The following is a 16566-nucleotide window of genomic DNA, read 5'->3' on the forward strand; positions in this document are numbered from 1 at the left end:
TATTTTTTATTTTAGAAAAAAAATAATATAATTTTATAAATGCAATATAAAAAATTTTTTTATTATTAATGAGAACTTCAGATTTTGATTTTATATCTCCTTTAAATCTTCTTGCTAAATTTCCTACACAAGAAAGAGACGAATCTAAACTAATGGTTATTCATAGAATAAATCAAAAAATAGAACATAAACTATTTAAAGATTTACATGAATATTTTGAGGAAGGAGATACCATTATTCTTAATAATACTAAAGTTTTTCCAGCAAGATTATTTGGAAATAAAGAAAAAACCGAAGCTAAAATAGAAGTTTTTTTACTTAGAGAATTAGATTCAAAAGATAGAACATGGGATGTATTAGTTGATCCTGCAAGAAAAGTAAGAGTAGGAAATAAATTAAATTTTGGATATGGATTAACAGGAGAAGTGATAGATAATACTACTTCTAGAGGTAGAATTTTACAACTTAATTTTAATGGTAGTCATGAGGAATTAATAAAGAAAATTAAAGAATTAGGAAAAACTCCTTTACCTAAATATATTAATAGGAAACCAGAAAAAAATGATAAATTTCGTTATCAAACAGTATACGCTAAAGAAGAAGGATCCGTAGCAGCACCTACAGCAGGTTTACATTTTTCAAAACACTTATTAAAAAAATTAGAAATAAAAGGAATTAATTTAGCAGAAATAACCTTACACCTAGGATTAGGAAGTTTTATCCCTGTAGAAGTAGAAGATATATCAAAACATAAAATGGATTCCGAAGAATGTTCTATAAATGAGAAAGTTTGCAAAATAATTAATTCTTCTATTCAAAAAAAAAAAAGAATTTGTGCAGTTGGAACTTCATCTATGAGAGCTATCGAAAGCTCTGTTTCTTCTGATAAAAACTTAAATCCATTTTCTGGATGGACTAATAAATTTATTTTTCCTCCTTACAACTTCAGCATATCTAATTCTATGATTACGAATTTTCATATGCCAAAATCAACGTTACTTATGATGACAGCAGCTTTTACAGGTTTTGATTTAATAATGAAAGCATACCAAATCGCAATAAAAGAAAAATACAGATTTTATTCTTATGGAGATGCCATGTTAATACTATAAATATATTATTAAGAAATCATTAAGATTTTATTGCAATATCATGGAAATTATTTTAGAAAAAATAAAAGCTACCATAAAAAAAGAAATCAAAGAATTTGAAAGACAATTTTCGGATACAATTAAAAACAATATTCCTATTATAAATAAAATTACTCATTATATCATTCACAGAAAAGGAAAATTAATTCGTCCTATATTTGTTTTTCTAATAGCCAAGATGTTAGGAAACATACAAAAAAAAACTTATCATACAGCTTGTTTAATTGAGTTAATACATACAGCTACTTTAGTACATGACGATGTTATCGATAATAGTTCTCTTCGTAGAGGTACTTTTTCCATTAATGCTATATGGAAAAATAAAATAGCTGTTTTAATGGGAGATTATTTGCTTTCTAAAAGCCTTTTAATTGCAACAGATAATAATTATTATGACTTACTAAAAATTGTATGTAAAACTATAAAAGATATGAGTCAAGGAGAATTATTACAAATAGAAAAATCTAAAAATTTAGATATTACTGAAAAAATTTACAATCAAATTATTTATCATAAAACAGCTAGTTTAATTGCAGCTTCTTGTGAAGCAGGAGCACGTTCAGTTAGTACAGATGAAAAAACCGCTTTAAAAATGAGAGAATTTGGAATTTTTACAGGCATAGCTTTTCAAATTAAAGATGATCTATTTGATTATGAAGAAAAAAATAATAATTTTATAGGAAAACCTGTAGGGATAGATTTGAGAGAAAAAAAAATAACACTTCCTCTTATTTATGCTATAAAAAAAGCTTCTAAAAAAGATCAAAAATGTATACTAAATTATATAAGAAATTATGACGAAAAAAAAAGACATCAAATAATGGATTATGTAAAAAAATATGGAGGATTAGAATATGCTACTCAAAAAATGATTAAATTTCGTAATAATGCATTAAAAATATTAGAATTTTATCCGGAAGGAAAGATTAAAGAAACATTAAAAATAATGGTAAATTTTGTTGTGGAAAGAAATCAATAAATTTAAACATATAATGAAAAAAAATTTAGTAATAGTAGAATCCCCTACTAAAGCTCATACAATACAAACATTTCTTGGAAATAATTATTACGTGGTATCTAGTCATGGACATATTATTGATCTACCAGAGAAAGAAATAGGAATCAAGATTGAAGAAAATTTTAAACCTAATTATGTAATTCTATCTAAAAAAAAAAATTTTTCAAAATCTTAAAAAACTAATAGAAACTCATGAAATCATCTGGTTAGCTTCAGATGAAGACCGTGAGGGGGAGTTTATAGCTTATCAAATTTACAAAACATTTAACATTCCTGATCAAAAATATAGAAGAATTGTTTTTCACGAAATCACAAAAAATGCAATCTACAATGCTATAAAAAACCCAAGATTAATTGATTATAATTTGGTTCATGCTCAACAAACTAGAAGAATTATAGACAGATTAGTAGGTTTTCAATTATCTCCTATTTTATGGAAAAAAATTAATACAGGTCTTTCTGCAGGAAGAGTTCAATCTGTAGCTGTAAAATTAATAGTAGAACAAGAAAAAAAAATACAAGATTTTATTCCTTCTCCAGTTTATCAAATAAGTGGAACATTTATTAATACTAAAGAAAAGATAACTCTCAATGCTAAACTGGAAAAAAAAGTGGAAGATAAAGAAAAAATGAAAAACATTTTAACATTATGCATGAATAGTAGTTTTATAATTAAAAAAATTTCTACAAAACAGGAAAAAAAAAGTCCTCCTCTTCCATTCACAACTTCATCTCTACAACAAGAAGCTTATAGAAAACTAAACTATTCCATATCCAAAACAATGTTAATAGCTCAAAAATTATATGAAAAAGGATTTATTACATATATTAGAACGGATAGTACAAATTTATCAAAAAGTATATTATTAGATATTAAAAATTTTATACTCTCTTTATATGGAAAAAAATATTTATTTATAAGAAAATTTTCAAAAAACAATAACCAATTATCTCAAGAAGCTCATGAAGCAATTCATCCTACTGTTATCAATTATGGTGAAGATTATCTAAAGAATTTAGATATTTTTCAAAAACGTCTTTATAAACTTATATGGAGCCGAACAGTTAAAGGACAAATGACAGATGCTATTTTTGAAAAAAAAGAAATTTATATTAAATCTTCTCATTTAGAAAATTTTTTCATTTGTATAAAAAAAACTGTTTTTTTTGATGGATTTATGAAAATTTCAAATGAAAGTAAAGAAGAAAAAAAAGATAAACATGATATTTTCTCAATAAAAAAAGGATCTTTTTTGGAAAAAAAAGAAATTATAGCCCAACAAATTGTAAAAGATCATATACAAAGATATAATGAAGCTAATTTGGTAAAAAAATTAGAGAAATTAGGAATAGGAAGGCCTTCTACTTATGTTCCCATAATTTCTACTATACAAAAAAGAAATTATGTTAATATACAAAAAATCTTAAAAAAAACTAAAATACGCGAAATTTTTTTTTTAAAAGGAAATTCAATTATTGAAAAAAATGATAAAATTATTGAAATAGAAAAAAGTAAATTTTATCCTACAGAAATAGGTATTTTAATTACTGATTTTTTAAAGAAAAATTTTGATGAAATAATAAATTATAATTTTACTTCAAATCTAGAAAAGAATTTTGATAAAATAGCTAAAGGGGAACAATCTTGGATTAAAACTCTTGAAAATTTCTATAATAAATTTTATAAAAAAATAAAATATGTGGAAAAAAATGTAAGTAAAATTTCTAAAGAACGTTTTTTGGGTAAGGATCCAAAATCTAAAAAAAAAATTTTTGCCAAAATAGCTAAATATGGACCTATCATACAAATGGGAGAATTTAAGAATAAAGAAAAACCAAAATTTTCTCCTTTATTAAACAAACAAAAAATAGAGGCAGTCTCTCTTACAGAAGCATTAAAAATGCTTGAGTTACCCAAACTACTAGGAATGTTCGAAAATAATGAAATTTATTTAAAAATAAATAAGTACAATATTTACATTAAACATAACAATCAATCAATTCCCATTGATGAAAATATATTTTTTGATAATTCATTTAACTTAGAACAAGCTATAAATATTATAATCGAAAATAGAAATAAAAAAAATTAAAGAATTTTATTTGATAAATAATTAGTTAAATTAACTATCAAAATATCTTTGATTTAAATAAGTTGTTGGATAGGCTTGATCATGTCCTGTACGTTTAACATGATCTAAATATTTTGGTATATAAGATAACGCTTTTAATTTATCAGATAAAGACATCCGGTTCCATATATTTTCAGCCATTCTTTTTTTTCCGACCTTGTATCTATAATCTGTCCAAAAACGGTTAAAAGATAAATCAGCAGGAATTTCTTCAATTGAAAAAGCTGCCCTAGAATTTTTCATTTTATTAATGATAGATTCATTATAAGGTAAGTATTTTCCTATCCATATATAATGTGATAAAGAAAGTCTTTTTGGAAAAATAATTTCTCTCAAAAAACCATTTAAATCATATTTAAATATGATATCCCCAGAAACTAAATTACTTCTAAATATATACTGTTTTCCTCTCATTATTATTGATTTCATCAGCATTAATTAATTCTTTTAATGCATTAAACTAACTTATGAACTATACTCTATTCTTTTTTCTAGAATAGAATTCAAAGTATAGAATGAAATTCTAAATTTCAAAAAAAACATTTTACATGACCTAATTTATTATTACAAAAATTTTTATTTTAATAAAATAGCATAAATGAAAGTTATAATTTTTTTATCATAATAATAAAAATATTAGATTTATTATAATATTGTTATTGTACAATTTATTTTAATATGTTATATATTGTTCCCACTCCTATAGGAAATTTAGAAGATTTTACATTCAGAGGTTTACGAATTTTAAAAGAAGTGGATTTAATTTTAGTTGAAAATTATAGATTTTCTAAAAAATTATTTGATTTTTATAATATTAAAAATAATACAAATAAATATCATATTTATAATGAACATAAAATAATTCCTTCTCTTATAAAGAAAATCAAAAAAGGAAAAAAGTTAGCTTTAATATCTAATGCTGGAACTCCAGGTATATCTGATCCAGGTTATTTACTTATTAGATCTTGTATAGAAGCATCCATTAAAATAGAATGTTTACCTGGACCTACAGCTTTTGTTCCAGCATTAGTTTGTTCAGGTTTATCTGCTAATGAATTTACCTTCATTGGTTTTCTATCCAAAAAAAAAAAAAGAATTAAACTAAACAATTTATCTAAAGAAAATAGAACGATTATATTATATGAGTCTCCTCACAGGTTATTACAAACATTAAATGATATAAAATATTTCTTCGGTTCAAACAGAAATATTGTTATATGTAAAGAAATATCTAAATATTTTCAAAATATATCAAGAGGAACCATAGAAAAAATGATTTTATACTATCAAAATATAAAAAAAATATTAGGAGAATATACAATTATTATTGAAAAAATGTGAAATAACTAAACATATTTTTTTTTTGTTAAATATTCTGCAATTTGAATAGCATTAGTAGCTGCACCTTTACGAAGATTATCTGCTACTATCCAAATGTTTATGGAATTTTCAAATGAAAAATCTTTTCGTATTCTACCAACAAAAATTTCGTCTTTTCCATGAGCATATAATGGCATTGGATAAATATTTTTTTTTGGAAAATCTTGAACTATTATTCCTTTTGTTTTGGATAAAATATCATGTATACGATTTACATTAGGTTTTTTTCTAAATGTTACATTTACACTTTCTGAATGTCCCCCTATAACGGGAACACGTACAGCGGTAGCTGTTATTGCTATACTATAATCATTTATAATTTTTTTTGTTTCATTTATTAACTTCATTTCTTCTAAAGTATATCCATGATCTGTAAAATGATCACAATGAGGTAAAACATTCTGATAAATAGAATACGGATATATTTTATAAGAATAATCCCCATTTTTTTCTTGATGTAATTGATCTAAAGCTTTTTTTCCAGTACCTGTTACAGACTGATAAGTTGAAATAATAACTCTTTTTATTTTATACTCTATATGTAATGGAAACAACACCATAACTAATTGTATTGTAGAACAATTTGGATTTGCAATAATTTTATCTTGTTTAGATAGGGAAAAAGCGTTGATTTCAGGAACAATTAATTTTTTTCTAGAATCCATTCTCCAAGCAGATGAATTATCTACAACTGTAGATCCTATATTTGAAAACTTTGGAGCCCATTCTTTTGATATATCAGATCCTGCTGAAAATAAAACAATATTAGGTTTTTTTAAAAATAAATCATATATACTCAAAATTTTATATTCTTGTTTTTTAAAACAAATTTTTTTTCCGATAGATCTTTCAGAAGCAGAAAGATACAATTCTTTTAATGGGAAATTTCTTTCTTCTAAAAGATTAATCATTACACGACCTACCATCCCCGTAACACCTACTATACCTAATTTCATTTCATATGAATTTTTTATAAAAACTTAATTTTCCATAAAGTTAAAGTTATGGCAAAATAATGAAAAAAGGAAAAATGATTATTTTATCAGGTCCTTCTGGATCTGGAAAAACAACTATTTCACATTGTTTACTTTCAGAAGTTCCAAAATTAAAATTTTCTGTTTCATGTACTACAAGATCAATTCGAAACAATGAAATACATGGAAAAGATTACTATTTTTTGTCTACAAACTCTTTTATTTCTAAAATAAAAAAGAGTCAATTTGCAGAATGGGAAGAAGTTTATCCCAATTTATTTTACGGAACTTTAAAAAATGAAATTTTCCAAATTTGGAAATCTAATCAACATATTTTATTCGATATAGATGTGAAAGGAGGATTAAATTTAAAAAGAAAATACCCTAATAATTCTTTATCTATATTTATAATGGTAAATTCTATAAAGACTTTAAAAGAAAGGTTAACTAAAAGATATTACAAAAATTCAGAAGAAAATAAAAAAAATATAAATATTCGTGTAAATAAGGCTAAAGAAGAAAATAAATTTGCAAATTTATTTGATTTTGTTTTATTAAATGTTGATTTGTTTCAAGCAAAAAAAAAAGCTATTCAAATAGTATCTAATTTCATTTATGAAAATAAATAACAATCGTGGTTGACTGGACTTGAACCACAGTAATCACACGCTCCAGACCTCTATTCCAAACCAACTGAGTTACATCTTCCGTAATAACTCCTCAGGCTGGATTCGAACCAGCGACACCCTGATTAACAGTCAGGTGCTCTAACCAACTGAGCTACTGAGGATTTTTAGGTATTTTTTCTATTCTTATTTTATGTCTACCACCTTCAAATTTTGTTTCCAAAAATATTTTCACAATATCCATAATTTTACTTTTATCTACAAAACGCGCTGGTAAACTAATGATATTAGCATTATTATGTTTTCTCGCCAAAATAGCAATTTCTTTCTTCCATACTAAAGCTGCACGAATATTTTGATATTTATTAGCTGTCATAGCTGCTCCATTTCCACTTCCACATATGATAATTCCAAAATTAGCCTTTCCTCTATTCACAAATTCTGCTGTAGGATGAATAAAATCAGGATAATCAACTTTTTTACCGTATTCAGAATATCCAAAATCTATAATTTTATGTCCTTTTTCAATTAAAAAATTGTTTATCGAATATTTATAATAAATTCCTGTATGATCAGATCCTATTGCTATTATCATTCACAATTCACATTTTAAGCACAATAAAATAGAATAAATAAACAAGGAAAACCTAGTAAAACCAAGAAACATAAATATACATTAAATACATTTAAATTTAAATTAAAAAAATAAATTTAGTAAGTTTGTAAACTTGGTTTTTGATCTTATTTTATTTGTGAAAAAAATAAAAACTATTGATGATTTTAATTTTGAAAATCAAACCGCTTTAATAAGAGTTGATTTTAATGTTCCTGTAAATAAATTTTTTGAAATTACAGATGATACACGTATTAGATATAGTATTCCTACTATTAAAAAAATTTTTTCTGATAAAGGAAAAATTGTTCTTATTTCTCATTTTAAAAGACCAAAAGGGATTTTTCGTAAAGAACATTCTATCAAATTTTTATCAGACCATCTATCTAAAAAACTAAAAATTTCTGTTAACTTTTGTGAAGTTTGTGTAGGAAAAACTGTAATAGAAAAAGTTAATGCATTAAAACCTGGAGAAATTTTATTATTGGAAAATCTTCGTTTTTATAAAGAAGAAGAAAAAGAAGATCATAATTTTGCTTATGAATTGTCGAAATTGGGAAATATCTATGTTAATGATGCTTTTGGAGTTGTTCATCGTAAACATGCTTCTATCACTATTCTTCCAAAATTTTTTAAACAAAAAAAATGTATTGGTTTTCTTATGAAAAAGGAAATACAATACTTAAACCAATTTTTACATGGAAAAGGAAAAAAACCTATTACTGTATTGCTAGGAGGAGCAAAAATTTCTTCTAAAATAGAGATTATTGAAAATTTTATTAAGTTTGCAGATTCTATTTTAATAGGAGGAGGAATGTCTTATCCTATTGTGAAAATAAAAGGAGGAAGAGTAGGAGATTCTATGATAGAAAAAAATCAAAAATTTGAAAAAATATTGAAAAAAATTTTGTATAAATATCAAAATATTATACACTTACCAGATGATGTAATAGTTGCTGACTCATTCAAAAATGAAGCTAATACTAAAATTGTGTCTATTTATTCCATTCCGGATGGATGGATGGGTTTAGATATAGGTCCTTCTTCCATAAAAAATTTCTGTAAAATTATAAAAAAATCAGGATCTATTTTTTGGAATGGACCTGTAGGTGTTTTTGAATTTTCAAATTTTTCTTTAGGAACTAAATCAATGGCAAAAGCAATTGCAAATGCAACTGAAAAAGGAGCTTTTTCTTTAGTAGGAGGCGGAGATTCTCTTGCTTCATTAAAAATGGGAAACTACGAAAAAAAAATAAGCTATTTATCTACTGGAGGAGGATCTATGTTGTATTATTTGAATAATAAAACTCTTCCAGGAATAGAAGCAATAATATCATAAATACCACAATCAATATTAAATTAATTAACAAGATTTTTTTTAATTATATTTGTTTACTTGAAATAAATAATTAAATATGTCATTTAAACTTCCAAAATTATTTTATTCATATCATGATTTTGAACCTTATATAGATAGAAAAACTATGGATATTCATTACAATAAGCATCACAATGCTTATACTAACAATCTAAATAAGGCCATTTCAAATACAAATATGGAAAATTTTTCTATAGAAGAAATTTTGAAAAGAGCTCATATTGAATCTTCAACAATACGTAATAATAGCGGTGGTTTTTATAACCATAATCTTTTTTGGAATATATTAATTCCTCATACAAAATATACTAATCTAAGTGAAAGTTTGAATAATCTTTTTCAAAGAAATTTTAATTCTTTTGATTCTTTCAAAGAATCTTTTTCTAAAATTGCAGCTAATCATTTTGGTTCTGGATGGATTTGGTTATGTGTAAAAGAAAAAAAATTAACAATTTGTTCGACAGTAAATCAGGATAATCCTCTTATGAATGGTATAGGTTGTGAAGGTATTCCAATATTAGGATTAGATGTTTGGGAACACGCTTATTATTTACAATACCAAAATCGTCGTTTAGATTATATTTCTTCTTTTTGGAACATTGTAAATTGGACGAAAGTGGAAGAAAACTATAAAAAAGCTATAAAAAAGTAATATTTTTTAATGGGGAAAATTATATTAGAGAATATTAAATTACTTGGATTTCATGGATGCATGTCAGAAGAAAAATATGTTGGATCTTATTATACAATTAATATAGAAGTTGAATTTGACTTTTATCAAGCGTCTGTCAGTGATAATTTAACTCAAACTATTAATTATGTAGATTTATATTGCATTGTAAAAGAAGAAATGAAAATTAATTCTAAATTGATTGAACATTTAGCACAAAGAATAATCCAAAAAATTATAAAAAAATATAAAAAACCTTTAATCAAACATACAAAAGTTAAAATCTGTAAAGAAAACCCTCCATTACAAGGGAATGTAGATAGAGTTTGTGTTATTTTAGATAATTAATTAATTGTTTTTATATTTTTTTAATTAATGGCACTGTGGCCGAATGGATAGGCAGAGGTCTGCAAAACCTTTTACAGCGGTTCGATTCCGCTCTGTGCCTTTTTCTACTTTTTTTATATTAATTTTCTGCATAAATTTACACTCTTAAAATCAACAAACTAACTCTATTGTAAAATAAGGATGAAGACTAATAATATTCTGATTTCACAATCTCTTAATAGAGACTCTAACACTCCATATATAAAGCTTAGCAAAAATAAAAATGTAAATATCGATTTTCGATCTTTTATAGAAGTAAAAGGTGCTTCTTCTATCGAAGTAAGAAAACAGAAAATTAAATTTTCTGATTTTACTGTATTACTTTTTATTAGTAAAAAATCTATAGATCATTATTTTAGATTGGCAGAATCTATGCGTTTTAAAGTTCCCATTTCTATGAAATATATCTGTCAAACAAAATCTATAGCTTATTATTTACAAAAATATATTGTCTTCAGAAAAAGAAAAATTCATATTGGAAACAAATCATTTAAAGATATACTTCCTTACATTAAAAAACACTATAAAGAAAAATTTCTCTTACCTTCTTCAGATATACTAAAACCTGAAATTCCTGATATCTTGAATAAACAAAATATTTTCTGGAAAAGAGTTATTTTATATAAAACAGCTTCTAGTAATTTATCAGATCTAAATTTAAAACATGTATACTATGATATTTTAGTTTTTTTTAATCCAGCAGAAATAAAATCTTTATTTGATAATTTTCCTAATTTTGATCAAAATAATATTAAAATTGCTACTTTTGGGAAAAATACTTTAAATGCTGCTTATAAAGCAGGATTAAAAATTGATATTCAAGTACCAACTCCAGAATTTCCTTCTATGGTTATGGCTTTAGAGAAATTTATAAAAAAATAAAGTTATTCTACTGTCACTGATTTTGCTAAATTTCTAGGTTGATCTATATTTTCTCCACGTATATAAGCAATTTGATAAGCTAATAATTGAAGTGGAATAACAGTTAATAATGGACTAAGTATTTCAGGGGTACTTGGTATTTTTATTACATGATCAGCTAACATATTAACTTGAGTATCATCTTCGTTAATTATAACTATAACTTTCCCTTTTCTAGCTTTTATTTCTTGTATGTTTGCCACAATTTTATTATAAAATCCTTCTTTTATAGCAACAAATACCACTGGCATATTTTCATCTACCAAGGCTATAGGTCCATGTTTCATTTCTGCTGCAGGATAACCTTCTGCATGTATATAGGATATTTCTTTTAATTTTAAAGCTCCTTCTAAAGCAACCGGAAAATTAATTCCTCTTCCTAAATACAAAAAATTATTTACATTATAATATATTTGAGATATTTTTCTTATGATACTATCCACTATCTTCAATGTATAGTCAACTTTCTCTGGGATTAAACCTAATTCTTTACATAAGAATTTGTAACGATTATTATTAATGGTAGATCTGTTTTTTCCTATGATTAAAGATAATAATATAAGAACCGTAATTTGTGCTGTAAAAGCTTTAGTAGAAGCTACACCAATTTCAGGTCCTGCATGTGTATAAGCTCCTGCATCTACATTTCTCGCAATAGATGATCCTACTACATTACAAATTCCAAATACAAAAGCCCCTTTCTTTTTTGCTAATTTTAAAGCTGCTAAAGTATCGGCTGTTTCTCCTGACTGCGAAATCACAATAATAACGTCATTTTTTCCTAAAATAGGATTTCTATATCGAAATTCAGAAGCATATTCTACTTCTACTGGAATACGTGTAAGTTCCTCTAATAAATATTCTCCAATCAAACCAGCATGCCATGAGGTCCCACACGCCACTATAGTTATACATTTAGCATGGATAAAAATATCTTTATTAAATTCTACTCCATTAATACAAATAATTTTTTCCGGAATTAATAATCTACCACGTAAGGTATCTAAAATTGTTTTAGGTTGTTCATATATTTCCTTTAACATAAAATATTTATATTCCCCTTTTTCAATTTCTTTTAAATTAATTTTAAGTTTTTTAACAATTGGATTTAATCTATGATTATCTATAATCTTTCTAAGATCTAATTCTTTTCCTTTCTTAAGGATAGCCATTTCTCCATCCTTTAAATAAAGGACACTTTTAGTATAATTTATAAAAGAAATAGGATCAGATGCAACGAAAAATTCTTTATTATTTATTCCTAATGATAAAGGACTTCCTAATTTTGCAATTATAATTGTTTCAGGATGAGATTTTTCTACTACAACAATAGAATAAGCCCCTATAATTTCGTTTAAAGAAATTCTAACAGCTTCTTCTAATGATAATTTATTTTCTTTTTTAAGATATTCGATTAAGTTAACTAAAACCTCTGTATCTGTCTGACTTTTAAAAGTAAATCCATTTTTTAATAAAATAATTTTAATAGCATAATAATTCTCTATAATTCCATTATGAATTATAATAAGTTCATTAGAATTCGAAACATGAGGATGAGCATTGATATGATCTGCTATTCCGTGAGTAGCCCATCTTGTATGACCTATACCCGTAGTTCCTTTTATTTTTTTTTTACAAGAAGAAATTTTCTTCTCCAATTCATAAACTCTTCCTTTTGTTTTATATAAATTATATCCATTTTTATAGAAAACAGCAATACCGGAACTATCGTATCCTCTATATTCTAATTTTTTTAATCCATTAATAATGATAGGATAAGCTTCTTTATGACCCAAATAACCGATTATACCACACATTTTTAGATAAAATTATAATTTTTTTTATCTATTTATTAATTTAATTTATCTCTTCTAAAAAAGTTTCTTTATAAAATTGTTGATAAACGGTTTCTATCTCTTCTACAGGATAATATTTTAATACTAACAATTTATTTTCTTTTATATAATCTTCTATTTCCTTAGGAAAAATAAAATCTCCTTTTATAATAGAATCTGAAAAATACATACACAGTTTGATTAGATTAAAATAATTTGGTTTTTCCAACAATTTTAATTGTCTAGATTTTATTCCATCAGATTTAATTTTTTGAATAATATCTTTATTCAAAAAACCTTTAAAAGGTTTATTATAAATAGACACAATGATTTTTACAGTTTGATACACTGGATCATTTTTATATAAATTTTTGATATATAAAGGAATAAAAGAACTCATCCATCCATATATGTGTATAATATCAGGTTTCCAATTTAGTTTTCTTACAGTTTCTAAAACACCTTTTGTAAAAAATAAAGCTCTTTCATCATTATCTTGAAAAAAAATTCCATTTTCATCTTCATCTATTGCTTTTCTTTTAAAATATTCTTCATTATCTATAAAATAAACTTGTAATCTAGCATCAGGAATAGAAGCAACTTTAATTAATAAAGGTTGATCAATATCATTGATGACTAAATTTGTACCTGACAAACGAATAACTTCATGTAATTGATGCCTTCTTTCATTTATGATTCCGAAACGAGGCATAAATATACGTACATCATTTCCTGTTGATTGCATAAATTTAGTGACTTTCAATACAGAAAAAGATATTGTGTTCTCTGAAGAAAAAGGAAATAAATCCGAAGAAACATATAATATACGTTTACTTGTCATCTTAGAGTTATTTTATTTTTTATATATAGTAAAAAAACGGATCATTGCAAATATAATAAATAATAAACTAAGTTTAGTAACAAAAATATCAAGTAATTTTTTCGATTTAAAATCTTTAGATTCTAGATAGATATGTTTTTGTCATGAAAAAAAAAAGAAGAATAAAAAAAAAATATTATAATAATTTATCCACAGGATTTATTAAAATTACTCATCATGGATATGCATTTGTTCATGTAAGCGAATTTCATAAAGATGTCTTTATTCCTAAAAATAAAACAAATAGAGCTTTAGAAGGAGACTTAGTAAAAATTAGATTCTATTCTTCTCAAAAAAGAAAAAAAATGGAAGGAGAAGTGTTAAAAATAATTAAAAGAAAAACCAATCAATTCATTGGGATTCTAAAAATTAACGTTGAATCTAATAATAAATATGGAATAGTACGAAATAATAATATTCATGTAACTATATTAGTTCCAATACAGAAGTTGGAAAAATATAATCATAACGATAAGGTTTTAGTTAAACTTACATCATGGCCTAGAAAATCAAAAAATCCTATAGGTAAAATTGTTAAAACATTTGGAACTTGTGGAGAATATAAAACAGAAATTTTTTCTTTATTAGAAGAATATGGAATTTCTTATAAATTTTCTAAAGAGATAGAAAATGAAGCTGAAAAAATTTATTCTAAACAAACTTTAGATATAGATACAAGAAGAGATATGCGAAACGTTAATACTTTTACTATAGATCCTTTTAATGCAAAAGATTTTGATGATGCTCTTTCCATTAGAAAATTGAAAAAAAATACTTGGGAAATAGGAGTACATATATCTGATGTATCTTATTATATTAAAGAAGGAAGTTTATTAGACAAAGAAGCATATTTACGTGCTACATCCATTTATTTTGTAGGAAAAGTTATTCCTATGTTTCCTGAAATATTATCTAATGATCTTTGCTCATTACAACCAAAAAAAGATAAGTTAAGTTTTTCTTATATTTTTAATATAAATGAACAAGGGAAAATACTGAAAAATTGGTTTGGAAAAACTATAATACGATCTAATAAAAAATTTACATATGATGAAGTTCAATATATACTTGAACAAAAAAAAGGAGATTATTATGAAGATATTTACACATTATTTTTATTTTCTAAAATATTAATTCAAAATCGATTAAAAAATGGAGCTATTTATCTTGATAAAATGGAAGTAAAATTTAATTTAGATGAAAAAAATTACCCAATATCTTTATCTTTAGAAAAAAACAATGATGCTCACCGTTTGATTGAAGAATTTATGTTATTGACTAATCAAAAAATTTCAGAATTTGTTAGTTTAAATTCAAATAAAAAACCCTCTAATAAACTCTATATTTACAGAGTACACGATGAACCTGATCATAAAAAAATTTTTTTTCTAAAAAAAATTATAGAACCTTTAGGTTATTTTTTTAATTTAAAAAATTTAAAAAATTCTATAAATCATTTATTAAAACAAATTAAAGGAAAACCAGAACAAAATATGATTGAGAATTTAATTCTTCGTGCTATGAGTAAGGCTAAATATTCTACACATAATATAGGACACTATGGTTTGTCTTTTATATATTACACTCATTTTACTTCTCCCATAAGAAGATATTCAGATATAATAGCGCATCGTTTATTAAATTATTATTTAATAGAAATAAAAAAAGAAACAGATAATAAAAAAAATAATAAAGAATACAAACTTCATCCAATAGAATTTTATGAAGAACAATCTCAACACTGTAGTTATAAAGAACGTATAGCAACAGATGCAGAAAGAGAATTTCTAAAATTTATACAAGTTAAATATATAAAAAAATTTATAGGAAAAGAATTTTATGGTGTGATTACAGGTTTTACTGACTGGAGTGTTTATATTGATTTGTTATTATTTCAAACTGAAGGTATGGTGAAATTAGATGACATCAAAGAAGATTCTTATGTTTTGAATTCAAATGATTATACTATAATTGGAAAAAAACAAAAAAAAATTTATCATTTAGGAGATAAAGTTAAAGTTAAACTTATAAATGTTAATATGGAAAAAAAACAAATTGTTCTTGACTGGATAAATAACATGTAATTCTTTATATTTTAACTGAAGGAGGAACAAATATAGTATAATCTCCTCCGTTTTTTATAATATCTCTTACAATATAAGAACTGATATGGGATTTTTCATAAGAAGAAAAAAGATAAACTGTTTCAATAACATGTTTTTTATTTGATAATTCTTTATTAAGAATAGATATGTTTTTTTCAAATTCAAAATCCAATTGATTTCGAATTCCCCTCAGTAAAAATTGAGCTTTTTTTTTATACAAAAAGAAATAGTTAATCCATTGAATGAATCAATTTCTATTTTTGGTGATAAGCTGAAAAAAGTTTTTTGTATCCACTTTTTTCTTTTTTTAAGGGAAAACATATTTTTTTTTTCAAAATTTTTTCCAATGGCTACAATAATTTTATCAAATAAACTTAAAGCTCTAATGACAATGTCATAATGGCCTAAAGTAATAGGATCAAAAGATCCGGGAAATACTGCAATTTTTTTATTCATATTATTAGAAATATATTGTGTATATATATAAAATTATTTA

The 16566-nt window shown here is 24.3% G+C and carries 16 protein-coding genes, 2 tRNA genes and 1 pseudogene; 12 read left to right on the forward strand and 7 right to left on the reverse strand.

All coding sequences use genetic code 11. The features are described 5' to 3' along the window. The first annotated feature begins 68 nt into the window (after nt 1-68). Genes queA through H0H44_RS01690 form a run of 4 tightly spaced genes read left to right on the forward strand, consistent with a single transcriptional unit; the run spans nt 69 to nt 4262 of the window. Nucleotides 69-1112, forward strand: coding sequence for a tRNA preQ1(34) S-adenosylmethionine ribosyltransferase-isomerase QueA (queA, locus tag H0H44_RS01680; protein ID WP_185871416.1), 1044 nt, complete (start codon nt 69-71; stop codon nt 1110-1112). Between the two features lie 40 nt (nt 1113-1152). Then, nucleotides 1153-2130 carry a polyprenyl synthetase family protein gene (locus H0H44_RS01685; RefSeq protein ID WP_185871417.1) on the forward strand — a complete coding sequence of 326 codons (978 nt, stop codon included), beginning with the start codon at nt 1153-1155 and terminating at the stop codon, nt 2128-2130. Between the two features lie 13 nt (nt 2131-2143). Beyond that, nucleotides 2144-2344, forward strand: coding sequence for a toprim domain-containing protein (locus H0H44_RS03120; protein WP_394798460.1), 201 nt, complete (start codon nt 2144-2146; stop codon nt 2342-2344). Between the two features lie 25 nt (nt 2345-2369). Beyond that, on the forward strand, nt 2370-4262 hold the full coding sequence (locus H0H44_RS01690; protein WP_394798469.1) for a type IA DNA topoisomerase: 1893 nt from the start codon (nt 2370-2372) through the stop codon (nt 4260-4262). 30 nt (nt 4263-4292) lie between these two features. On the opposite strand, the gene H0H44_RS01695 is transcribed toward H0H44_RS01690, so the two are convergent. Next, nucleotides 4293-4730: a hypothetical protein gene (locus tag H0H44_RS01695; RefSeq protein ID WP_238786118.1), complete on the reverse strand. Its 438-nt coding sequence runs from the start codon at nt 4728-4730 to the stop codon at nt 4293-4295. A 249-nt stretch (nt 4731-4979) separates the two neighbouring features. Between H0H44_RS01695 and rsmI the strand changes: the two genes are divergently transcribed. Continuing rightward, nucleotides 4980-5642: a 16S rRNA (cytidine(1402)-2'-O)-methyltransferase gene (gene rsmI / locus H0H44_RS01700; protein ID WP_185871418.1), complete on the forward strand. Its 663-nt coding sequence runs from the start codon at nt 4980-4982 to the stop codon at nt 5640-5642. A gap of 5 nt (nt 5643-5647) precedes the next feature. Here rsmI and H0H44_RS01705 read toward each other — a convergent pair whose 3' ends face one another. After that, nucleotides 5648-6637, reverse strand: coding sequence for an aspartate-semialdehyde dehydrogenase (locus H0H44_RS01705; RefSeq protein ID WP_185871419.1), 990 nt, complete (start codon nt 6635-6637; stop codon nt 5648-5650). Nucleotides 6638-6696: 59 nt separating this feature from the next. Between H0H44_RS01705 and gmk the strand changes: the two genes are divergently transcribed. After that, complete coding sequence (gmk, locus tag H0H44_RS01710) at nt 6697-7284, forward strand: guanylate kinase (protein ID WP_185871420.1); 588 nt, start codon at nt 6697-6699, stop codon at nt 7282-7284. Nucleotides 7285-7371: 87 nt separating this feature from the next. On the opposite strand, the gene H0H44_RS01715 is transcribed toward gmk, so the two are convergent. Next, a tRNA-Asn gene (locus tag H0H44_RS01715) sits at nt 7372-7445 on the reverse strand. Then, nucleotides 7436-7876, reverse strand: coding sequence for an RpiB/LacA/LacB family sugar-phosphate isomerase (locus H0H44_RS01720; RefSeq protein WP_185871421.1), 441 nt, complete (start codon nt 7874-7876; stop codon nt 7436-7438). The genes H0H44_RS01715 and H0H44_RS01720 overlap by 10 nt, the downstream gene beginning before the upstream one ends. Nucleotides 7877-8033: 157 nt before the next feature. Between H0H44_RS01720 and H0H44_RS01725 the strand changes: the two genes are divergently transcribed. The 5 genes from H0H44_RS01725 (at nt 8034) to H0H44_RS01745 (ending at nt 11211) form a co-directional block, all read left to right on the forward strand. Continuing rightward, the gene (locus H0H44_RS01725) at nt 8034-9233 is read left to right on the forward strand and encodes a phosphoglycerate kinase (RefSeq protein ID WP_185871422.1); all 1200 of its coding nucleotides are present in this window, start codon (nt 8034-8036) and stop codon (nt 9231-9233) included. Nucleotides 9234-9309: 76 nt separating this feature from the next. Beyond that, nucleotides 9310-9924, forward strand: a complete 615-nt coding sequence (locus H0H44_RS01730; protein WP_185871423.1) for a superoxide dismutase — start codon at nt 9310-9312, stop codon at nt 9922-9924. A gap of 9 nt (nt 9925-9933) precedes the next feature. After that, nucleotides 9934-10290 (forward strand): dihydroneopterin aldolase, encoded by a 357-nt coding sequence (gene folB, locus H0H44_RS01735; protein ID WP_185871424.1) that lies wholly within the window; start codon nt 9934-9936, stop codon nt 10288-10290. A gap of 29 nt (nt 10291-10319) precedes the next feature. Further along, nucleotides 10320-10390: transfer RNA gene (locus H0H44_RS01740), tRNA-Cys, on the forward strand. Nucleotides 10391-10470: 80 nt separating this feature from the next. After that, entirely contained in the window at nt 10471-11211 is a 741-nt protein-coding gene (locus H0H44_RS01745; RefSeq protein WP_185871425.1) for a uroporphyrinogen-III synthase, read from the forward strand. A 2-nt stretch (nt 11212-11213) separates the two neighbouring features. On the opposite strand, the gene glmS is transcribed toward H0H44_RS01745, so the two are convergent. Both glmS and H0H44_RS01755 read right to left on the reverse strand, forming a co-directional pair. Further along, nucleotides 11214-13067 (reverse strand): glutamine--fructose-6-phosphate transaminase (isomerizing), encoded by a 1854-nt coding sequence (gene glmS, locus H0H44_RS01750; protein ID WP_185871426.1) that lies wholly within the window; start codon nt 13065-13067, stop codon nt 11214-11216. Between the two features lie 40 nt (nt 13068-13107). Beyond that, the gene (locus H0H44_RS01755) at nt 13108-13926 is read right to left on the reverse strand and encodes a glycogen/starch synthase (RefSeq protein ID WP_185871427.1); all 819 of its coding nucleotides are present in this window, start codon (nt 13924-13926) and stop codon (nt 13108-13110) included. A 143-nt stretch (nt 13927-14069) separates the two neighbouring features. On the opposite strand from H0H44_RS01755, the gene rnr reads away from it, so the two are divergent. Further along, the gene (gene rnr / locus H0H44_RS01760; RefSeq protein ID WP_185871428.1) at nt 14070-16049 is read left to right on the forward strand and encodes a ribonuclease R; all 1980 of its coding nucleotides are present in this window, start codon (nt 14070-14072) and stop codon (nt 16047-16049) included. Nucleotides 16050-16053: 4 nt separating this feature from the next. Here the strand turns inward: rnr and coaD are convergent. Continuing rightward, nucleotides 16054-16526 (reverse strand): annotated as a pseudogene (gene coaD / locus H0H44_RS01765) (pantetheine-phosphate adenylyltransferase). Nucleotides 16527-16566 lie beyond the last annotated feature (40 nt).

Source organism: Blattabacterium cuenoti, assembly GCF_014252115.1.
GTDB classification, from domain to species: Bacteria; Bacteroidota; Bacteroidia; order Flavobacteriales; family Blattabacteriaceae; genus Blattabacterium; species Blattabacterium cuenoti_AK.